This is a genomic window from Cytobacillus solani, from assembly GCF_001420595.1.
Taxonomy (GTDB): domain Bacteria; phylum Bacillota; class Bacilli; order Bacillales; family Cytobacillaceae; genus Cytobacillus; species Cytobacillus solani.
Genome location: NZ_LJIX01000006.1, coordinates 185786 through 206244 on the forward strand (window position 1 = coordinate 185786; position 20459 = coordinate 206244).

Sequence of the window (20459 nt, forward strand, 5' to 3'; positions counted from 1 at the left end):
CAGTATGAATAAGTCTTTAACCTTCCGATTTATGGATATAAATGATGTAGATGACATTCTAAAAATTGAGCATGAATCTTTTACCCTTCCATGGAGCAGAGAGGCATTTCTAAATGAGTTAACGACAAATCAATATGCTTTGTATTTAGGTTTAGAAGAAGACGGGAAAGTCATAGGCTATTGTGGTGTATGGATTGTTGTGGATGAAGCGCAAATTACAAATGTTGCTATTTTGCCGGAGTTTCGAGGAAGGAAGCTGGGAGAGGCATTAATGAGACAAGTGATGGAAATTGCCTCAGAGAGAGGAGCGAGGACGATGTCGCTCGAGGTGCGTGTATCCAATTCGATTGCCCAGTCCCTCTATCGAAAGCTTGGATTTCAAAATGGCGGAATTAGAAAGAACTACTATTCGGATAATCAAGAAGATGCTTTAGTAATGTGGGTGAATTTATGACAAACAAAGATCAATTAATCATGGGAATTGAAACAAGCTGTGATGAAACGGCAGTTGCAATCATTAAAAATGGAAGAGAAATTGCTGCAAATGTAGTAGCCTCTCAAATTGAAAGCCACAAAAGATTCGGCGGTGTTGTTCCAGAGATTGCTTCTCGTCATCATGTAGAGCAAATTACGATTGTACTAGAAGAAGCGCTAAATCAGGCAAATATCAGTTACGAAGATTTAAGTGCCATTGCCGTTACAGAAGGACCTGGATTAGTTGGGGCATTATTAGTGGGGGTAAATGCGGCAAAGGCCGTTGCTTTTGCTCATGGGATTCCGTTAGTGGGGGTTCATCATATAGCTGGACATATTTATGCGAATCGGCTTGTAAGAGAGATGGTATTTCCTTTGCTCTCACTTGTTGTTTCGGGTGGACATACAGAACTTGTGTATATGAAAGAGCATGGCCATTTTGAAGTCATAGGTGAAACTAGGGATGATGCTGCTGGAGAAGCCTATGATAAAGTTGCAAGAACTTTAAGTCTTCCCTATCCAGGAGGGCCTCATATTGATCGGTTAGCACAGGAAGGAGAACCTTCTATTTCATTGCCTCGTGCATGGCTGGAGGAAGGCTCCTATGATTTCAGCTTCAGTGGATTAAAGTCAGCAGTTATTAACACTGTCCACAATGCTGAACAAAGAGGGGACCAGATTAAGCCTGAGGATTTGGCAGCAAGCTTTCAACAAAGTGTGATTGATGTACTGGTAACAAAAACAAGTAAGGCTGCAAAAGAATATAACGTGAAACAGGTACTATTAGCTGGTGGTGTAGCAGCTAATAAAGGTTTGCGTACAGCTTTACAGGAAGAGTTTACTAAGCTTCCTAAATGTGAGCTAGTTATCCCGCCGTTATCCCTATGTACAGACAATGCGGCAATGATCGCTGCTGCAGGCAGTGTTTTATTTGAAAAAGGGATACAATCAACTATGGCTTTGAATGCAAATCCAGGTCTCGATATTACTATCCACAATTAAGGAACAGCTAGGAAGAAGTCCTCATTGGAAAATGGGGACTTTCTTGTGGATAAATAGAAAAATCAGATAATTTCTGTGGGAATTGTGGATAATAAGGCTGTTTGTTGTGGATAATGTGGAAAAGTCTGTGGAAGTCTTTCATTTCAGGCTATATTTTGTGAATAGTTTTGTGGACAAAAAAGGAACAAAGGATGTACATATCCCCAGTTCCTTTTTCTTATGTCTAGATTCAGCGCCTATCGCCTATCAAACTTCAGGTCCCCTCCCTACGATAAGTCAAGGCCCTTCCAGTTTGTACGGCGATGATCAAGGCGCTTCCGCTTTTCTTAATCTGCTAATTCGGTCCATTCTTCGACCAGTTCGTCTAATTTACCTTTTGCCTCATTGTTTTTATTCGTAATCTCCAGTACTTTTTCATGATCTTGATAAACCTCAGGCTCACATAATTGCTGCTCATATTCAGATATTTGAACTTCTAATTCTCCGATTTGCTTTTCTACTTCTTCTAATCTTCTTTGGCGTTGCCTTTCCATTTTTTTTGCTTCTTTATCAAGCTGATAGCTGGTTTTTTCCTGATTAGGCTGATTTGATGCTGAATGATTTTGTACGGTATCTAATGCCTTCAATTCTTCTTGCTCTTGCTTCTTTTCAATATAATAATCATAATCACCAAGGTACTCAGTTGCGCCACTCTTGCTCAGCTCAATCACTTTTGTTGTAATACGGTTAATAAAGTAGCGGTCATGAGAAACGAAAAGGATAGTCCCAGGATAATCGATAAGTGCGTTTTCTAATATTTCTTTACTATCTAAATCAAGATGGTTAGTAGGCTCGTCCAGAATCAAAAAATTTGCTTGTTGCATCATTAACTTAGCTAGTGCTAGACGAGCTTTTTCTCCTCCGCTTAAGGTAGATACATTCTTTAATACATCATCACCAGAGAAAAGGAAATTCCCTAACACAGTTCGGATATCCTTCTCAGGCTTAAGTGGAAATTCGTCCCATAGCTCATTTAAAACTCGCTTATTCGATGATAGTTCGGCTTGTTCCTGATCGTAGTATCCGATGGAAACATTTGATCCATAATGAAAATGACCTGAAATAGGTGACAATCTATCAATGATTGTTTTTAATAGAGTAGATTTTCCAACCCCATTTGGTCCCACAAGGGCAATGCTTTCCCCTCTAGTAATCCGGAAGGAAATACTGTTTGAAATCTCTTCTCCATGATAACCAATAGCGATTGAGTCAGCCTTTAATACATCATTTCCCGATTGTCTATCAATTTGGAAGCCAAAAGAGGCAGATTTTTCATCTCCTAGGGGCCTGTCCATTACTTCCATTTTTTCAAGCTGCTTGCGGCGGCTCTGAGCTCTTTTTGTTGTGGAAGCTCGTGCAAGATTTCGTTGAATGAAATCCTGAAGCTTTGCTACTTCCTCCTGCTGTTTTTCATATTCTTTCATTTCACGTTCAAAATTTGCTGCCTTTTGGTCGAGGTAGGCACTGTAATTCCCTGTATATTTACGAATTTGAAGTCTTGATAGTTCGTATACTTGTGAAACCACTTTATCTAAAAAATAACGATCATGTGAGACAATTAATATGGCCCCGTCGTATCCTTGTAAATATTGCTCTAACCACGTTAGAGTATCGATATCTAAATGATTGGTAGGCTCATCCAGGATTAAAATATCGGGTTTTGTTAATAATAGTTTTCCGAGAGCAAGTCTTGTTTTCTGCCCTCCGCTTAATGTTGATACTTTTGTATCGTAGCTAAAGGAATGGAAATTTAAGCCGTGGAGAACTGAACGGATGTCTGACTCGTATTGATAGCCGCCTTCTTCTTTAAATTGAACTTGACGTTTATCATATTCGGACAAAATTCGCTCATATTCCTGCTGATTTCCCATAGCTTCGGGATCAGACATACGTTCTTCAAGCCTGCGTAATTCTTTTTCTTGGGTTTGAAAATGCGCAAATACTGTTAACATTTCATTCCAAATGGATTGTTCAGATTCTAAGCCTGTATTTTGAGCTAGGTAACCTATTTTTACATCCTTAGGCTTAATTATTTCTCCGGACTCATAAGACATTTGCCCTGCAATAATTTTTAGTAGAGTAGATTTACCAGCTCCATTACGGCCTACAAGGGCAATTCGATCTCTTGTTTGTACTTCTAGCTTTATATTCGATAAAATAGGATCAGCACCAAAATTTTTCATTAATTGATTTACTTGTAATAAAATCATTTTTTTCACCTCTATATTCTAGAGTTAGTGTAACTCATTCATATATGATGGGCAATAACCGATACATTTTGCGTAAGTGAATGGTTGTACAAATTGCATACAAATGGATAAAAATAGTGTATCATTTTGTAGAGAGGTGTATGTACATGACAGATTTTACTCATTTTAATCAAGAGGGCCGAGCAAAAATGGTTGACGTTAGTGATAAGCCTGAAACTGTCCGAACAGCGATTGCTCACTCAAGTATTATTGTAAATAAAGAAATATATGAAAAAATTACTTCTAATAAAATGAAAAAAGGGGATGTCCTTGCAGTCGCTCAAGTTGCAGGAGTGATGGCATGCAAGAAAACCTGGGAAATCATCCCGATGTGTCACCCTATTCCGCTAACTGGTGTGGATATTTCCTTCTCATGGGTAATGGATCAAGAGGAATATACCCTATTAATTACGGCATCAGCTAAAACAAAAGGAAACACTGGCGTTGAGATGGAAGCGCTCACAGCGGCATCTGTCTGTGCTTTGACCGTTTATGATATGTGTAAAGCGGTTGATAAGGGAATGATCATTGGCAGAACGTATTTAGTTGAAAAAACAGGCGGTAAAAATGGAGACTTTAAAAGAGACACTAAATAATGTAACTTTGGGAGAGTGGATGAATAATGGCGAATGAATCAGTGAAAATTCCGCAAGCAACTGCAAAAAGGCTCCCTTTGTACTATCGATTTCTAAAAAATTTACATTCCTCTGGCAAGCAAAGGGTATCATCAGCTGAGCTAAGTGAGGCAGTAAAGGTGGACTCTGCCACCATTCGCAGGGATTTTTCCTACTTTGGGGCATTGGGGAAAAAGGGATACGGGTATAATGTCAATTATTTGCTTACATTTTTCCGGAAGACATTAGACCAGGATGAACTGACAAAGGTGGCATTAATCGGAGTAGGAAATTTAGGCACTGCTTTTCTGAATTATAACTTTTTGAAAAATAATAATACAAAAATTGAAGTTGCTTTTGATGTAGACGTAAATAAAGTCGGTTCAAAAATTGGGGAAGTTCCCGTTTTTCATATGGATGATTTAGAAAAAGTAATTAAAGAACACAATATTCAAGTGGCGATATTAACCGTTCCTGCACCTGCTGCTCAATCAATCGCTGACCGGATTGTTCAGGGAAGTGTAAATGGAATTTTGAATTTTACACCAGCTAGGCTATCTGTCCCATCGACAATAAGAATTCATCATATTGATTTAGCTGTAGAGCTTCAGTCTCTTATTTATTTCTTAAAGCATTACCCGACAGAAAGTGAAAAAGAAGAATAAAATATTAAAGTAAATGAGCCTCTCAAAATGGAGGCTCATTTATTTTTTAGGCTATTTTTTAATTTGAAATGAAAAGCAACCATGCGCAGACCGCCGCCTAAGTCAAAGGTTGCAATAATAATTAGAAATACAGTGAAAATTCCCCATCCTTGTTCCCTTTGTATGTTTTGAATGGCGATGTATGTAAAGAGGAGACCGAGAATAATATAGATAATGCCTGAAAATAATGGTGACCTTCTCATATAAATCCTCCAATAAAAGATTGTATTTTTTCTATTTTTTCCAGCCAGTTTTCTATTGGCTCCTTATTAAGCTGCAGAATAACAACAAGTGTATTCATTGTCACGTGAGCGAAGATCGGTACAATAATCCGCTTTGTTTTTACATAAAGAAAAGCAAACGTAAATCCCATCGCAGAATATAAAAGCGTATGTTCAATCTCTGCATGTGCTAGGGCAAAAATGACAGAGCTGATTAATGCTGATAAAAAGAAGTTCAATCGTTTATGCAGGGATCCAAAAATGATTTTTCGAAAAACGATTTCTTCTAATATAGGTCCGATGATGGAACTGACGATTATTACGGCCGGGAAGGTTTGGATAAGCATCAGGATGTCCTGTGTATTTTCGGACCCCATTTCAATGCCAACCATGTTTTCGATACTTGCCGCCATTATTTGGGCGAAATAGGCTAGGAAGATCCCTCCAACTGCCCATGCGATAGAAGTTGGAACAGAAGAAGCATCCCGCAATTCCCGGACTGTTTTCATTTCTTTCCGTAATAGCACAAGAGTAATAATGAAGGTAATTGAAAAGCTAATGACAATCCAATAGGGTACAGAAAGTACTTGCATGTCTTTAGGACTTTTGCCAAAAAAAGTACCGGTAAACATGAGAAGTGGAACGCCTATAATCGATGAAAATTGCATGGCTATATATGCAATAAGAATGATCCAGTATTCTTTTTTCAATGTATTGTCTCCTTCTAATAGGTTGGTTGGCCGAGGTGATTATTCACTCGCTTCTCTACCATCTTTCATTTTACTCATAATTAGCTTCTAGTTTCAAATAGAACAGTTCGATAGTCATAACTATTGCAAAATAATACTTCGATTGAAGCAAATTTTGGCTATGAATATTTTTTGTAAAAATTTGAGCTTCACCCTTGCAAATAGTGTTCGTTTTCTTTAATATAATAATTGTGTTAGCACTCGGATGGATAGAGTGCTAATAAAAAATATTACATATAAATTGAGGAGGTTGTTTCACTTGTTAAAGCCACTAGGTGATCGAATTATTATCGAGCTTGTTGAAACTGAAGAAAAAACTGCAAGCGGCATCGTTTTGCCGGACACTGCTAAAGAAAAGCCTCAAGAAGGTAAAGTTGTTGCTGTAGGAACTGGCCGCGTTCTTGAAAATGGTGAGCGTGTAGCCCTTGAAGTTGCTAACGGCGACCGTATCATCTTCTCAAAATATGCTGGAACAGAAGTGAAATACGAAGGCAAAGAATACTTGATTTTACGTGAAAATGATATTCTTGCTATTATCGGTTAATAAACAATACTCAGATAGATTCTAAAAGATAACTTTTCATAATTCTAGAGGAGGTTTTTACAAATGGCAAAAGAGATCAAATTTAGTGAAGATGCTCGCCGTGCGATGCTACGCGGTGTAGATACCCTTGCAGATGCAGTAAAAGTAACTCTTGGACCAAAAGGACGCAACGTGGTTCTTGAGAAAAAATTCGGTTCTCCATTAATCACAAATGATGGAGTAACTATTGCTAAAGAAATTGAATTAGAAGATGCTTTCGAAAACATGGGAGCAAAGCTTGTAGCTGAAGTAGCAAGCAAGACAAACGATGTTGCTGGTGATGGTACAACGACTGCAACAGTACTTGCTCAAGCAATGATTCGTGAAGGTCTTAAAAACGTAACAGCTGGTGCGAACCCAATGGGCATTCGCAAAGGAATTGAAAAAGCAGTTTTAACTGCAGTAGAAGAATTACAAGCAATTTCTAAGCCAATCGAAAGCAAAGAATCCATCGCACAAGTTGCTGCTATTTCTGCTGCTGACGAAGAAGTAGGACAACTAATTGCTGAAGCAATGGAACGTGTTGGCAACGACGGCGTTATTACGATCGAAGAATCTAAAGGCTTCACTACTGAGCTAGATGTAGTAGAAGGTATGCAATTCGACCGTGGATATGCTTCTGCATATATGGTAACAGACACGGAAAAAATGGAAGCTGTCCTAGATAATCCATACATTTTAATTACAGATAAGAAAATTTCAAGCATTCAAGAAGTATTGCCAGTACTTGAGCAAGTTGTTCAACAAGGCAAACCATTATTGTTAGTTGCTGAGGATGTTGAAGGCGAAGCTCTTTCTACATTAGTAGTAAACAAACTACGCGGAACATTCAATGCTGTTGCTGTTAAAGCTCCTGGCTTCGGTGACCGCCGTAAAGCTATGCTTGAAGACATCGCGATTTTAACTGGCGGGGAAGTAATCACTGAGGAATTAGGCCGTGACCTTAAATCTGCTACAATCGCTTCTCTTGGACGCGCTTCTAAAGTTGTCGTTACAAAAGAAAACACAACAATCGTTGAAGGTGCTGGAGACAGTGCACAAATCGCTGGCCGTGTAAACCAAATCCGTGTTCAAATGGATGAAACAACTTCTGAATTTGACCGTGAAAAATTACAAGAGCGCTTAGCTAAATTAGCTGGCGGTGTAGCAGTTGTTAAAGTTGGTGCTGCTACTGAAACAGAATTAAAAGAGCGCAAACTTCGCATCGAAGACGCCCTAAACTCTACGCGCGCAGCTGTAGAAGAAGGAATCGTTTCTGGTGGTGGAGTTGCCCTTCTAAACGTATACAATAAAGTAGCAGCTCTTCAAGCTGAAGGCGACGTTGCTACAGGTATCAACATTGTATTACGTGCAATGGAAGAGCCAGTACGCACAATCGCTCACAATGCAGGCTTAGAAGGATCTGTTGTTGTTGACCGCTTAAAGCGCGAAGCAATCGGCACAGGCTTCAACGCTGCTACAAACGAGTGGGTAAACATGGTTGAAGCTGGAATCGTTGACCCAACTAAGGTTACACGTTCAGCTCTTCAAAACGCAGCATCTGTTGCGGCTATGTTCTTAACAACTGAAGCAGTTGTTGCTGATAAGCCAGAACCAGCTGGTGCAGGCATGGGTATGCCTGACATGGGCGGTATGGGTGGAATGGGCGGCATGATGTAGTTCGTAGAATTACACCCAGTAATACCAAGGTTTCGACCTTCGACACCTAAAAATAGGTGCCGAAAAGGTGCCGAAACTTCAAAATTAGAGGCTTCTCATGAGTTGAGCAAACTTTTGAGAAGCTTCTTTTTTTCTGTCTTTTGTAATATGTAGATAAACTTGAGTGGTAGTTTCATCTTCTGTATGTCCAAGCCTATCCATTATTTGAAGAAGTTCTACTCCTGCTTCAGCCAGAAGGGAAGTATGTGTATGACGGAGAGAATGTGGAGTCAATCTTTTCTTAATACTAGGTGTCTTCTTAAGTAAACTCTCCATTCTGTTCTCGATCGTCTTAATAAAATGAGGATAACCGTAATATGGTGGATTTAATCTTCCAAAAACAAAATCTTTATTGTAATATTCCTTACCTACTTCAAGCTTTAATTCCTTTTGTTTCAGCTGGTGTTTCTTGAGGGTAGCAATAACCTCTTCTTCAACGTCAATTTTTCGTATAGATCCTTCGGTTTTTGGTGGAAGTAATTCATAATTTTTAGTATTGTTCTTGGGGTTGTAATATGTCTTAGTAATATTTATAGTATGTTCTTCAAAATCAATATCTTTCCACTTTAAAGCCACTAATTCACCTGCTCTTAGACCAGTCCAAGCTAAAGTTAAAAAAATTACATAGTCATCAACTTCCCCTAAGGTTTTAGCTGTTTCTAAGAAATCCTTCAACTCGTGCTTTTCTAAATATTTTTCTTCAACCTTCTGATTTTCGATATCTTCTACAGTTTTTTTATCTTTAGGAATGAAAGCAAACTCTGTTGGATCCACTAATAAGTAATCTTGTTCCAGAGCCCTTTTAAAGATCATACGTCCTGTACCATGAATTCCTGATATAGTGTTGTGAGCCAATTTTTCCTTTTTCTTCAGATCATTTAACGCACTCTGATACATACGTTTAGTAATATCTTTGATTTTGTATTTTGCAAAATAACGATTTAAGTGTCCAATTTCATGATTCCTAACACGAATAGTGCTTACTTTTACGTCAGTTTCACTATAAACATCAAGCCAGTCTTGAGCCATATCTTCAAATGTTATATTGTTATCTTCAAAATTTTTCCCACTAGTTTTTCTTTCAAATTCTTTTAGAGCATTCTTAGCTTCTTTTTCTTTTACAAATCCTTTTTTAACAATACGTCGTCGTTGGCCGGATTGCGGATCAATGCCGTTTTCGACTACATACATCCACCGATCGCCTTTTTTTGTTTTATACTTTTTTATATAGGCCATTAAAAATCACTCCTTCAGGATCGTATGTTCTTTATTTGTTAAAAAATAATAAATGATCATTCTTTACGCTTTTGCATAACCCATTCGAATTGTTGAAGTGTGTGAATAAGAGAGTATGCTATAAGTTTAGAATCCTTTCTTGATAGTTCATAGTTGTCAATCGTGTAATTTTCACCATTGAAGTATATAGCAATTAATTTCTCGAGCTTCCTGACAAAATTCATCTACACTCTCTCCTTTATGCGTTTATCATAAATTCCATTCTTTGCTCTTGTGGTAATACACCGACAACCCCCATAACATCTGGTGCATAGAGAATAAACTGTTCGATTACACTTGGATCATGAATGTCAAAAGATATTCGTTTCTTCAGGGCACTAAGATTAATTCCTAATTTATGTGGATAATCTTTATTAATAATTAATTCTGAAATTTGCACGCCATAATTAATAAGATTCTCATCTATTTCGCTATATTCTTCCGATCTAATTGGAACCATTAAATCAAAATAAAATGTATGCTTGTCCCAATCCACTTCTCCCTTAAACAACTTTAAAACATAATAAAAAGGTGATAATTCTCCGTCTACATACTGATAATCTAAATATTGAACTGGCATAGGTGATCTTCCTTTCTTTTAGCAGATTTGAACTCTAATGCACGAGCAAGAATTTTATTAGTTTCATCAGAATAAGGAGATGCTTTCCGATATCGTGATTCCATGTGCTTTCTATGTGCGGCATCAGATTTAGCTTGTGCCCATTGATTTCTGTAATGAATTAAACGTTTATTAGCAAAACCCTTAGTGACATTGAAAGTGTCCGAAACAAATTCGATGCCATCATTAATATTCATATAATTAGTAAGGTTGTATTTTAGTAGCATAAAAGTAGGAACACAAAAGTGATACATAAAATTGTTTGCTTGGCTTTCCTGCAGCTCCCTAAACATACGCCTAAGTTTATACTGGTTTCCAACATGCTTAATTACATGACCTAATTCATGACCGAAATCCTGCCATTGTTCTTGCGGTGATAAACGCTGATCTAAAAAAATGCTATATAAACCATTTTTATTTTTATAAACATGACTCTCATCATTGAGATAGTGAATCCAGATATCCAATTCACTAGCAATATGGTACATATCAATTTCATAAGGAGTATGTATAGACAAATTCTCGTAAAAATCCTTTATGTGTTCTTCTATTAATGTAAATTGATATTCCAATGAAATCACCCGATCGAATGTATGTTCTATTTGTGGTTAAAATAAAGAGCCTTAATGGCTCTGAAAAAGTATTTTTTGTTTCTTCAGAGTACTAGTATCTTCTCGGTCGAGGTTGTTTATCTCCAGGCTTTCTGCCCTTCTCTAACTCTTCAATCATTTCGATAAAGTCTAGTACTTTCTTTTTGTTTTCCTCTGAAAAGCCTTGAGCACTTCTCATTGCAAGTTGAAACTCTGGATCATCATACAGTTCTTCAGCAGTTTTTTCCCTTACTACATTAGAACTATCATTATTATCTTCTTCAATATATCCAGCAGCCTTCATTAAATCTTCATAGTCAACATCTTTAAGGTGAATAGCTAATCTTTTAAGTGTAGAAGGAGTAGGTTCTTGAGTGCCGCCTTCGATCCGAGCAATTGTCCCATTGCTAACTCCAGACTTTTCAGCTAATTGTCTTTGGCTTTTAAAACCACTTTCTTCTCTTAACTTTGCAAAGTAGAGACCAAACTCTTTTAAATCCATATAAATTCACCTATTTTTTTATACTTTAATAGTAGTTTATCAAATGCGTTTCGTCTATGAAACAAAAAAAGTGTGTATTACACTACAAATTTTAATTAAAAACTGTTGCATTAGCTACACAGATGATTTATACTAAGTGTGTAGAGAACGAAACGAAAGGATGTGAGTACATGAAAATAAAACTTCGTGTAGATGTTCTCGAAAAGCTGCAAGAGAAAAATGGTTGGAATGACACCGAGTTAGCAAAGAATATGGGAATATCTCGAAGTCGTCTCTGGAGAGCAAAGCTACCTGAAGACCATAATGAATATTGCTCCCCGGGAGAAAACCTAATAGTAGGTGCATTAAATGCTTTTCCCGAGAAAAAATTTGAAGATCTATTTTTTTTAACTAGTGTGTGTAGAGTTCTACACAACAAAACGACAGCATAGGAGTGAATACCATCAATCTCACCAACAAAGTGATCTGGGCTGAAATCAAACTCAAAGTCCTAGAATCAGCCATGATGCTAAATGACGAGTACTCAACTGAAGATGTAATCGCAAGCTAATGGAAGTCGTTGAGATTTTAGATAATACACAACCATAAAAGGAGGTGCAAAATTGCGAACAACTCTTACTTTTGATGATCTAGAAGCTGAATTTTTAAAGGATCGCTTAGAAAAATTAATTCAGGAAGCTTATGAAAAAGGTGTGAATGATGCACGTGAAAAGTATGGTAAATACTCTTATCCGCCAGTATTGAGAAATAGTCATCTAGCAGAGATTCTACAAATAGCACCACCAACTGTTATTAAGGTAACAAGTAATCCATCTTTTCCAAGGCTACAAAATATCAAAGGGCGTTACCCAAGAGATTTAGTTTTCAAATGGATAGATGCAAATTCAACTTATTTAAAGCAGGTGATCTAATGACGCAATTAGTTTTCATTGAAAATAACAAAGCAGTTACTGACAGTTTGACTGTTGCAGATGTTTTTAAAAAATCTCACGACAAGGTAATTAGAGATATTGAAGTGCAAATTGAAAAGTTAAATCTAGCAAACGAAAAAGAATTTTCACTCTCCAACTTTGGCGAGTCAACTTACACAAATGAACGCGGTCGTCAGTATCGAAAAATTAACCTTTCAGAAGATGCATTCACTTTAGTTGCAATGTCTTATGTAACTCCTGAAGCCATGAAGATGAAAGTGAAATTCATTCAAGAGTTTAAACGGATGCGAGAACAAATTGAAAACAATAAAGTGAAAATTTTAGATGACCGTCAAATTCGAATAGAATCCATGCGTTTAACTCTCGAAACAGCTGAAAGACAGGATGAAATGCAAAAGGTCCTTGGTCATCATGACAGGAAAATTCTCGAACTAGAGCATAAGGTAGAAGAACAAATCACACTCACGTCTGGTGAACAGCGTCGGCTACAAAAAGGCATTGCAACCAAAGTATATGAGATTTGTAATGATCCTGATTCACGACCGTCCCTGTTCCGAGAATTGCATCGAGAAATTAAAGATCGTTTCGGTGTTGCTAGCTATAAGGACCTCAAGAAGAAGGAGCTGCAGACAGCCCTTCGTTACATTAATAGTTGGGTACCAAGAAAAGCTTCATAAGAGGTCCGGCACCGACGAAGCTGCCAGGCTCAAAAATCGGTGCTAGTTTCTTCTTATATTAAATTTTAATACTAATCTATTAATTTGCCTGTTCAACGATAGAACATGTTCAGAATTAGAACATTAGGGGAGATGGAAGTCATGCAACCGTTAGGAGAATTTTATAAGAGGTCTAGAAAACTTTCTGGTTTAAGCCAAGAAGCGATGGCAGAAAAAATGTTTATGCCACGCAGTACTATATCAAAAGTAGAAAATGACAAGATGGAATTAAAAGTGTCTGATGCAGCTAGATGGTGCCAAGTAACTAATGTGCCTGAGTTTTTAGCAGCAATATTATGTGGGGTTGATGTTAATACAGTCGTTCATACATTGACTAAGTTAATAGGTGGTTTTATTACCTACATAAATTTCTAGAAGGAGGGAAGAGACGTGAGAATTAAAGCAGGGGCTTGGTTAAAGTTACATAGCCAATGTAAATATGAGCTTTTAAAATTCTTTGCAAAAGAAGTAAACAAAAATGAAAAAGCAGCTAGCTAAGCTGGAACTTAACTAACTGCACAGAATTACGGTATGTATTCATTTTATCACGGATGTGATGAATCGACAAGAACCTTTGTTCCTGTCGTGATAAGTCAGAGCGGAATCTACTATCCCACCTCTACCAATCGTTTTGGCTTATCGCGATGCGAATAAAACTTGCATCTGATCTTTGAAAAATACATAGAAAGGAGGTCGAAAGGATGCGTGATCATCCAGTAATTGAGCAAATGGAGCGTACTGGTTATCCATATCCAATGGATAAAGAGTATGAACTTGAGGAAGATCAGACTGAAGAAATGGAATGTCCAGTTTGTTCTAATGAAGAAATAGAAGATCATCATAATTTCTGCAAAATTTGTGGAACAGAAATTGAAAAATAAAAAGACTCCTGTTAGCGGCAGGAGTCAGCATTTCGAAAACTATTAATTACTGTCATTGTAGCATATCAATCTTTGGTGGTAAAGGGAGGATAATCATGGCAAAAAATGCAGTATCAACCCTATCAATGAGCCGTTATGAATGGTTGCAAGAACGTGCTAAGGGTATTGGAGGCAGTGATGCCGGCATAATCTTAGGATTAAACAAATATCGGACAGCCTTTGAATTATGGCTTGAAAAAACAGGGCAAGTTGACCCCATAGAAATTGATAATGAAGCCATTTATTGGGGCAATGAAATGGAGAATGTTGTTGCTAAGGAATTTGAAAAGCGTACAGGAAAAAAGGTGCGAAAAACAAACTTCATGTATAGCCATCCTAAACATGAATTCATCAAAGCGAATGTGGACCGACTTATTGTAGGTGAGTCTGCAGTACTGGAATGTAAGACTGCTAGCGCTTATCTTGCTAAGGAATGGGAAGGTGAAGAAATCCCAGCCACTTATCTTGTTCAGATTCAACATTATCTAGGGGTTACGGGTAAGGAAAAAGGCTATATCGCAGTCCTAATTGGCGGAAATCGCTTTGTATGGAAAGAAGTAGAGCGAGATGAAGAACTAATAGAAATGATATTTGATGCAGAATTTCGTTTCTGGAAATATCACGTTCAACAAGGACATGCCCCTGAATTAGATGGATCAAGCGCAGCTGAACAATATCTGAAAGAAAAATATGCTCAGGCTGAAAAGGATAAAGAAATAGTTCTACCTGGCAATTACAAAGACATGATCATCCAGTACGAAAAGATAAAGGATGATGAAAAATTAATCAAGACAGCAAAAACGGAAATTGAGAATAAACTCAAGTCTGAACTAAAAGATGCGGAAGCCGGAATTACTGACACCTATATGGTTTCTTGGAAAAACCAAAGTCAGAATAGGATCGATTCTAAAACCCTAAAAGAAAAATTCCCTGATATCTATCAGCAAGTTTTAAAAGAAACTTCCTTTCGAAAATTTACAATTAAGGAGTTGAAATAATGGCAACTAATAATGCATTAAAAAATCAATTAGCCAATAAAAAGGATGCTACTCCACAACAAGTTTCTGCTCAATCATTAGGGTTAAAAAGTTTGCTGAATACACCAACAATGCAGAAGAAATTCGAACAGGTTCTTAATAAAAAGGCTCCACAATTTATGTCATCTTTACTCAATTTATATAACGGAGATCCATACCTCCAGAAAGCTGATGCAATGTCTGTTGTAACTTCAGCGATGGTTGCAGCTACATTGGACCTTCCAGTTGATAAAAATCTAGGTTATGCATGGATTGTTCCGTACAGTGGAAAAGCTCAATTTCAGCTAGGGTACAAAGGATACATCCAATTGGCTCTAAGGACAGGGCAGTATAAAGGGATTAATGTTATCGAAGTGCGAGAAGGTGAACTAGTTAAGTGGAATCGTTTAACCGAAGAATTGGAGCTTGATTTAGAAGGAGCAACAAGTGAAAAGATAGTTGGATATTGCGGATATTTTAAATTGATAAATGGCTTTGAAAAGACGGTGTACTGGTCTAGAGCTGAAATAGAAGCGCACAAAAAGAAGTTTTCTAAAAGTGATTTTGGTTGGAAAAAGGATTTTGATGCCATGGCCAAAAAGACGGTGCTCCGCAACATGTTATCTAAATGGGGGATTCTCTCAATTGAAATGCAAACAGCCGTGGCTAAAGATGAGGAAATTCCAGAAATCAAAGACATTACTGATGAGTCACAGGAAGATTCAAACATTATAGATTACAATCCTGAACAAATACTTCAGAACGGGGATCCAATTGACCAATCAGAGGATCTTCTACAAGGTGAGATAGTCTTTGAACAATGAATCTAAAAGAAACGTCCTACTGCCTGCCTGGATATTCGAGCAGGCAAAGGATAAAGAACATTTAAAACAGCTTGTACTAGAGTATATGCAGCGTTATCCGGATTATGTAGTGAAATCAGTTAAAAAGAAATTTGCTGTTTGTGAGAGGAGGGAATAGGCGTGAATTACATCAAAGAAATGAACGCATTCTATGATTGGCTCGAACTAAATGAACTATCACCTTCAGCAATTAATTTATGGTATGCATTAATGCACATAAATAATAAAGCTGGATGGATAGAAACATTTACAGTAGCAGAATCGGTGTTATGCGTCAAAACAGGATTGACAGATCGCACCCTTCGAAAAGTTAGAAATGAGTTGAAACAGAAAAATAGAATTGATTTTGTTTCTAGAAAGGGAGGAAAGGCACCAATTTATAAGTTGATTTCTTTTTTCTCTACGGAAAATAATTCCGCGCCTATTATACCAACGGAAATAAATTCCGCAGTTAGTGTCACGGGTAGTGTCATGGATAGTGTCACAGATGATGTCACGGGTAGTTCCACATTAAATAAACTAAACGAAACTAAATTAAACAAAACAAATATATCTACTGCTACACGCGTGAATTATTTTGATGAATATATGCTTTGTTTCAGTGGACAACCTAATCCAATTCAAATTCAAGAGATTAATAGTTTTATTGATCAAGATGGCCTTAATGAAGAAGTTATATGTGCTTCATTTAAAAAGGCTGCTGAAGCTGGTGCAAAGTATCCCTATGCCAGAAGCATCTTAAACAGTTGGGCCAAAAAAGGTATTAAGACCATTCAAGATGTGGAAAATGAGCAAAATATTCATGAACAAAGGAAACAGCAACAACGCCAAAAAACAAGGAGAGGCACTGTACCTATTCGAACTGAAAAGCTTCCAGACTGGTTTGATGAAAATCAACAAAAAACCGGTAAGCCTAAACAGCCAAATGATGATATCAGTCGCAAGAGGGCAGAACTTCAAGAGACCCTAAAAAAAATGAAGGCTGGGGGTTAATTTAATGGGAATTCTCTATGATTTTGTGAAAAAGGTAAACGTTCACCAAGAAATGAAACGGAATATTATTCTTGAGGATCTAATAGCTTTAGGCATCATAGAGTCACAACAAGGAATCTCAGTCTATGAACTTGATTACGATGAATTGAAATATGAACTGGTAATGGCTTCATTTCGCCAAATAGATATTCAAAACGACCAGAATAAGTGGTTCTAGGGAGGAGTTATTTTATGTCAATAACAAATGTAAAATCAGTAACTAAATGTCAGAAATGTTCTACACAGGGTGTTGTACGTCGCAAGGAAAAGTTACTTGTTGCTATGGAATGCCCTGAGTGCAAGAACGAGTGGAAAACCTATTCTAAGTTTTGTAAAGAGTGTGGCGAACCAAATGGATATGCTGTCGAAGGTACATGCATGGATTGTTATACAGTGAAACATAGATCCTCATGAGTAATCGTGGATGGAAATCACAACAACCACGTCAGTTAAAGAAGATTGCCTATGCATTGACTGAGTGGAAATTAAAATCAGTAGTTGAAGCCCACGAAGAACGTGGCTGGGTACAAGCAAGTGAATTTAAAAAGCACGGATATGGCCTTGGATGCTTAATGATCTGGGGCAAAGATAGGGAAGTGGGAATATGAATTGTCCAGTATGCAATCGCCCGTTAAAGAGTAAAAAAAGTCTATCCAAGGGGATTGGGCCAGTATGCGAGATAAAAGTAAAAAAGCTAGAAAATAGTCCTCCAGAGGGTCAAATAACAATTGATGAACTACTTGATAAGCAGTCGATAAAGGATGAAATTTATGCAAAGAATGTCGTACAAGCAATATCGCAAAAAGAAGCAATCAACACCTAAGTATGGAAATAAAAAAACAGTGGTAGATGGGATCACATTTGATTCACAAGCAGAGTCTATCTACTACAACCAACTAAAATACTTAAAACACGCTAGGCAAATTAAGGATTTCAAGTTGCAACCAAGGTACCTACTTCAAGATAGTTTTAAGAAGAACGGAAAGACTTATCGGAAGATTGAGTATATTGCAGACTTTGAAATTACTAATTTAGATGGCAGTACTCAAATAATTGATATAAAGGGCAAGATCACCAAGGAGTTTGCAATAAAGCGAAAGCTTTTTGAACTAAAGTACATGGATTCAATTACTCTCTTGAAATATAAAAATGGTCAATTTGTGGAGGTGTAAAGAACAATCCGATGAATGCCCAGCACTTTAAAGAGTTGATTAATTCAGTTTGTAAGACCACTAATCTTCCAAAATATAAGGTTGCTAATTTTATGGGTATTGCCATACAGACAATAAATATATGGGAACGTGAAGGAGTTCCAGTTCGGATAAAACCATATGTAATGTCTGTGTTAAGAAAAGTATTATTTGAGAAATAGAATTTGTATTATGTTTCGCAATTCCACCAATTACGAAGGATGGAGTGATGAACTTTGTTTATAGAAGTTACAGATAGTCAAAGTGGAGCAAGAGTATCGGTAAACCCGAAGCATATCTGTACATTGCTTGATGCAGGAGATAAAACGATTATCTCTACATCAGATGGTAAAGATCTGTGGACTAAAGATAACTATGCCGAGGTACTGAAAAAGATTAATGCGTAAAAGGAGGAATGAACGTGCGTGAGATAAAGTTTCGGGCTTGGGATAATGTAGATTTCAAAATGTATTACACAGGCGAGGAAGGTGATATTCATTTTTATTTTGACAGTAGTGGTATTGTAGCTGAACGTTTTAAGGATATTCAGATAGCTGTTGAAGACCGTCTTGAAGATGATGTGCATGTCGAGAAATTAGAGCATCTTCAATACATGGAATTTACAGGCTTAAAAGACAAGAACGGCAAGGAGATTTATGAAGGGGATATAATTGCACTTCCTTATAAAAGAACCTTTCCTGAATTAGGTTTGCAAAATCATACAGTTATTTTTAAAAATGGATATTTTTCATGTTCGGATTATAACACTTATGCAAGTGAAGTCATCGGCAACATTTACGAGAATCCAGAGTTACTGAACATTAAATAAAAAAGAGCCTTTTCAGGCTCATAGCATGGCGAAAAACTGATTTCATTACATTGTATGTCAATTATTTTTAGTGGTATAGGCTGATGTTGGTGCAAGACATGACGATTAGGTGTATCTAAGATGTTTTGTGCCTTGCCCAACAATTTTATTTTATGACCAATTGAAGTAAAACATGCAGAAACACAAGAATTATTGTGTTTACTAGAAAAAAAGAAAGAGCCATTTACTCTTCCTTTTTCCCAATATTAGTTCCATCTAATTTAGATGAGATTTCTCTTAAGATCTGGTTCCTCTCTTTTTGTGCAGTAATAAGACTTGTACAAAACCAAATAGTGAAACCAATAAGAGCTAAATAAAATAATAATGGAATTATAGCAAAAAACGCTCCATTCATAGCAACAAGACCACCTTCATATGTAATTTCCTAATTATAACACATTTATGGATTTTTATGGTTTTAGATTCAAATCTTTAAGTTTACTAGAACGGAGGGATTCGGAATGGCGATACCTAGGATATTGCATTACCCGGGCAGTAAATGGAGTATGGCAAGTTGGATAATCAGCCATATGCCTGAGCATAAGACATATCTGGAACCTTTCTTTGGATCAGGAGCAGTCTTTTTCAAAAAGCAACCTTCCCAGATTGAGACTATAAACGACTTAGATAGTAACATAGTTAATCTTTTTAAAGTCATTCGAGATCATTCTGAGGAACTATCAGAAAAAATTTACTGGACCCCACTTTCTAGAGAGGAATATTACTCAAGTTATGAGTATTCCGGATCCTGTGAAATTGAAGCAGCAAGAACATTTTTAGTTAGGTGTTGGCAGGCTATCGGGGCTAAGACATCGGATAGAACTGGTTGGAGAAGTTTAATATCTTCTAATGGACCAGACACAGCGAAGGAATGGGGGAAGTTACCTGATAAGATTCTCCTAGTAGCAAAAAGATTAAAGGAAGCACAAATAGAGAATCAACCAGCTGTGAAATTACTTGAACGATATAAGAGACGAGAAGTACTAATATATGCAGATCCGCCTTACATTATTGAGACTCGAACAAAAAGGCACTACAAGCATGAAATGTCGATAGATGATCATATTGAGTTATTGGAAACATTAGATGCACATCCCGGTCCAGTTATTCTCTCTGGATACGCTCATCATATTTATGATGAAAGATTGAAACATTGGCACAGGGAAACATTAGATGTGGCAGCAGAAGCAGGGGCCAAAAGGCAGGAAGTTCTTTGGGTAAATGAAGTAGCAGCTGGTGGTTATTTTCAGCAGTCACTATTTTAAATCATTCTCTTTCACAGGCACCTCAGTGATGGAGTTACTAAAGATTGCAATATTCACAGCGAGCAAAATTATTTGCACCAAGATTTGTAGACCGTTTAAGCTAGTAAACATTTCTTTCATAACGACCACTCCCTTTTCAATGATTTTCACTGAGGTGTTATCCTGTACAGATTCCAGTCCCGGGAGATGAGCCTGTGAAAAAGAACGAGTAATAATAATTATAAGTATACTAGCAGATTAAGTAAACAAAAGAGTAATTATGTATAAAAAAAGGAGCCATAATGGCTCCGAAGCAAACTGTATGGCAAAAGAATTTATTATACAAGTTTATTGTATGA

General features: G+C 37.1%; 31 protein-coding genes and 1 pseudogene. 22 read left to right on the plus strand and 10 right to left on the minus strand.

Annotated elements, in window-relative coordinates; all coding sequences use genetic code 11:
• Positions 1-4: 4 nt before the first annotated feature.
• Complete coding sequence (gene rimI, locus AN957_RS02755) at positions 5-454, plus strand: ribosomal protein S18-alanine N-acetyltransferase (RefSeq protein WP_056682058.1); 450 nt, start codon at positions 5-7, stop codon at positions 452-454.
• A complete protein-coding gene (gene tsaD, locus AN957_RS02760) occupies positions 451-1476 on the plus strand; it encodes a tRNA (adenosine(37)-N6)-threonylcarbamoyltransferase complex transferase subunit TsaD (RefSeq protein WP_056682061.1) in 1026 nt (341 codons plus the stop codon). The genes rimI and tsaD overlap by 4 nt, the downstream gene beginning before the upstream one ends.
• Before the next feature lie 326 nt (positions 1477-1802).
• On the opposite strand, the gene AN957_RS02765 is transcribed toward tsaD, so the two are convergent.
• Positions 1803-3725: an ABC-F family ATP-binding cassette domain-containing protein gene (locus AN957_RS02765; RefSeq protein WP_056682064.1), complete on the minus strand. Its 1923-nt coding sequence runs from the start codon at positions 3723-3725 to the stop codon at positions 1803-1805.
• A gap of 146 nt (positions 3726-3871) precedes the next feature.
• Between AN957_RS02765 and moaC the strand changes: the two genes are divergently transcribed.
• Positions 3872-4360, plus strand: coding sequence for a cyclic pyranopterin monophosphate synthase MoaC (moaC, locus tag AN957_RS02770; protein ID WP_053478080.1), 489 nt, complete (start codon positions 3872-3874; stop codon positions 4358-4360).
• A 26-nt stretch (positions 4361-4386) separates the two neighbouring features.
• Entirely contained in the window at positions 4387-5043 is a 657-nt protein-coding gene (locus tag AN957_RS02775; RefSeq protein ID WP_053478081.1) for a redox-sensing transcriptional repressor Rex, read from the plus strand.
• Positions 5044-5078: 35 nt separating this feature from the next.
• Here the strand turns inward: AN957_RS02775 and AN957_RS02780 are convergent, their stop codons facing one another.
• Both AN957_RS02780 and AN957_RS02785 read right to left on the minus strand, forming a co-directional pair.
• Entirely contained in the window at positions 5079-5285 is a 207-nt protein-coding gene (locus AN957_RS02780; RefSeq protein WP_053478082.1) for a YdiK family protein, read from the minus strand.
• Positions 5282-6013, minus strand: a complete 732-nt coding sequence (locus AN957_RS02785; protein WP_053478083.1) for a CPBP family intramembrane glutamic endopeptidase — start codon at positions 6011-6013, stop codon at positions 5282-5284. The genes AN957_RS02780 and AN957_RS02785 overlap by 4 nt, the downstream gene beginning before the upstream one ends.
• A gap of 298 nt (positions 6014-6311) precedes the next feature.
• Between AN957_RS02785 and groES the strand changes: the two genes are divergently transcribed.
• Positions 6312-6596 (plus strand): co-chaperone GroES, encoded by a 285-nt coding sequence (gene groES / locus AN957_RS02790; protein ID WP_053478084.1) that lies wholly within the window; start codon positions 6312-6314, stop codon positions 6594-6596.
• 63 nt (positions 6597-6659) lie between these two features.
• Positions 6660-8294: a chaperonin GroEL gene (groL, locus tag AN957_RS02795; RefSeq protein WP_053478085.1), complete on the plus strand. Its 1635-nt coding sequence runs from the start codon at positions 6660-6662 to the stop codon at positions 8292-8294.
• Positions 8295-8378: 84 nt separating this feature from the next.
• On the opposite strand, the gene AN957_RS02800 is transcribed toward groL, so the two are convergent.
• From AN957_RS02800 to AN957_RS02815, 5 genes are all read right to left on the minus strand, one after another.
• Positions 8379-9569, minus strand: coding sequence for a tyrosine-type recombinase/integrase (locus AN957_RS02800; protein WP_056682067.1), 1191 nt, complete (start codon positions 9567-9569; stop codon positions 8379-8381).
• A 56-nt stretch (positions 9570-9625) separates the two neighbouring features.
• The gene (locus AN957_RS27500) at positions 9626-9793 is read right to left on the minus strand and encodes a hypothetical protein (protein WP_156341111.1); all 168 of its coding nucleotides are present in this window, start codon (positions 9791-9793) and stop codon (positions 9626-9628) included.
• Positions 9794-9807: 14 nt separating this feature from the next.
• Positions 9808-10188 (minus strand): hypothetical protein, encoded by a 381-nt coding sequence (locus AN957_RS02805; protein ID WP_056682070.1) that lies wholly within the window; start codon positions 10186-10188, stop codon positions 9808-9810.
• Complete coding sequence (locus AN957_RS02810) at positions 10170-10799, minus strand: ImmA/IrrE family metallo-endopeptidase (RefSeq protein ID WP_075209069.1); 630 nt, start codon at positions 10797-10799, stop codon at positions 10170-10172. Before AN957_RS02810 ends, AN957_RS02805 begins: the two co-directional genes overlap by 19 nt.
• Before the next feature lie 91 nt (positions 10800-10890).
• The gene (locus AN957_RS02815) at positions 10891-11319 is read right to left on the minus strand and encodes a helix-turn-helix domain-containing protein (RefSeq protein WP_056682073.1); all 429 of its coding nucleotides are present in this window, start codon (positions 11317-11319) and stop codon (positions 10891-10893) included.
• Positions 11320-11489: 170 nt separating this feature from the next.
• Here AN957_RS02815 and AN957_RS02820 point away from each other — a divergent pair, with 170 nt between their 5' ends.
• The 15 genes and pseudogenes from AN957_RS02820 to AN957_RS02890 all read left to right on the plus strand — a co-directional run bounded on the left by AN957_RS02820 (position 11490) and on the right by AN957_RS02890 (position 18817).
• A complete protein-coding gene (locus AN957_RS02820; protein WP_056682076.1) occupies positions 11490-11750 on the plus strand; it encodes a hypothetical protein in 261 nt (86 codons plus the stop codon).
• Positions 11751-11921: 171 nt separating this feature from the next.
• Entirely contained in the window at positions 11922-12230 is a 309-nt protein-coding gene (locus AN957_RS02825; RefSeq protein WP_056682079.1) for a hypothetical protein, read from the plus strand.
• Positions 12230-12928 (plus strand): Rha family transcriptional regulator, encoded by a 699-nt coding sequence (locus AN957_RS02830; protein WP_056682080.1) that lies wholly within the window; start codon positions 12230-12232, stop codon positions 12926-12928. Before AN957_RS02825 ends, AN957_RS02830 begins: the two co-directional genes overlap by 1 nt.
• A 141-nt stretch (positions 12929-13069) precedes the next feature.
• A complete protein-coding gene (locus tag AN957_RS02835) occupies positions 13070-13342 on the plus strand; it encodes a helix-turn-helix domain-containing protein (RefSeq protein WP_056682083.1) in 273 nt (90 codons plus the stop codon).
• Between the two features lie 326 nt (positions 13343-13668).
• Positions 13669-13848, plus strand: a complete 180-nt coding sequence (locus AN957_RS02840) for a hypothetical protein (RefSeq protein ID WP_056682086.1) — start codon at positions 13669-13671, stop codon at positions 13846-13848.
• A gap of 95 nt (positions 13849-13943) precedes the next feature.
• A complete protein-coding gene (locus tag AN957_RS02845; protein ID WP_056682088.1) occupies positions 13944-14885 on the plus strand; it encodes a YqaJ viral recombinase family nuclease in 942 nt (313 codons plus the stop codon).
• Entirely contained in the window at positions 14885-15727 is an 843-nt protein-coding gene (locus AN957_RS02850) for a recombinase RecT (RefSeq protein WP_056682091.1), read from the plus strand. Before AN957_RS02845 ends, AN957_RS02850 begins: the two co-directional genes overlap by 1 nt.
• Positions 15717-15884 carry a hypothetical protein gene (locus AN957_RS27960; protein WP_165571631.1) on the plus strand — a complete coding sequence of 56 codons (168 nt, stop codon included), beginning with the start codon at positions 15717-15719 and terminating at the stop codon, positions 15882-15884. The genes AN957_RS02850 and AN957_RS27960 overlap by 11 nt, the downstream gene beginning before the upstream one ends.
• 2 nt (positions 15885-15886) lie before the next feature.
• Complete coding sequence (locus AN957_RS26570) at positions 15887-16759, plus strand: DnaD domain-containing protein (protein ID WP_075209070.1); 873 nt, start codon at positions 15887-15889, stop codon at positions 16757-16759.
• A gap of 4 nt (positions 16760-16763) precedes the next feature.
• Complete coding sequence (locus tag AN957_RS02860; RefSeq protein WP_056682094.1) at positions 16764-16976, plus strand: hypothetical protein; 213 nt, start codon at positions 16764-16766, stop codon at positions 16974-16976.
• Between the two features lie 292 nt (positions 16977-17268).
• A complete protein-coding gene (locus AN957_RS02870; protein ID WP_156341112.1) occupies positions 17269-17406 on the plus strand; it encodes a hypothetical protein in 138 nt (45 codons plus the stop codon).
• On the plus strand, positions 17403-17621 hold the full coding sequence (locus AN957_RS02875; RefSeq protein WP_056682103.1) for a DUF6011 domain-containing protein: 219 nt from the start codon (positions 17403-17405) through the stop codon (positions 17619-17621). Before AN957_RS02870 ends, AN957_RS02875 begins: the two co-directional genes overlap by 4 nt.
• Positions 17578-17937 (plus strand): annotated as a pseudogene (locus AN957_RS02880) (DUF1064 domain-containing protein); the annotation flags it as partial. The gene AN957_RS02875 and the pseudogene AN957_RS02880, both read left to right, overlap by 44 nt.
• 287 nt (positions 17938-18224) lie before the next feature.
• Positions 18225-18395 carry a hypothetical protein gene (locus AN957_RS27505; RefSeq protein WP_156341113.1) on the plus strand — a complete coding sequence of 57 codons (171 nt, stop codon included), beginning with the start codon at positions 18225-18227 and terminating at the stop codon, positions 18393-18395.
• Between the two features lie 14 nt (positions 18396-18409).
• On the plus strand, positions 18410-18817 hold the full coding sequence (locus AN957_RS02890) for a YopX family protein (RefSeq protein ID WP_056682111.1): 408 nt from the start codon (positions 18410-18412) through the stop codon (positions 18815-18817).
• 223 nt (positions 18818-19040) lie between these two features.
• Here the strand turns inward: AN957_RS02890 and AN957_RS27965 are convergent, their stop codons facing one another.
• Positions 19041-19211, minus strand: a complete 171-nt coding sequence (locus tag AN957_RS27965) for a hypothetical protein (RefSeq protein WP_172797606.1) — start codon at positions 19209-19211, stop codon at positions 19041-19043.
• Between the two features lie 106 nt (positions 19212-19317).
• Here AN957_RS27965 and AN957_RS02895 point away from each other — a divergent pair, with 106 nt between their 5' ends.
• Positions 19318-20121 (plus strand): DNA adenine methylase, encoded by an 804-nt coding sequence (locus AN957_RS02895; RefSeq protein ID WP_056682115.1) that lies wholly within the window; start codon positions 19318-19320, stop codon positions 20119-20121.
• Here the strand turns inward: AN957_RS02895 and AN957_RS27510 are convergent.
• Positions 20113-20271, minus strand: a complete 159-nt coding sequence (locus AN957_RS27510) for a hypothetical protein (protein WP_156341114.1) — start codon at positions 20269-20271, stop codon at positions 20113-20115. The genes AN957_RS02895 and AN957_RS27510 overlap by 9 nt on opposite strands.
• Positions 20272-20459: the final 188 nt, after the last annotated feature.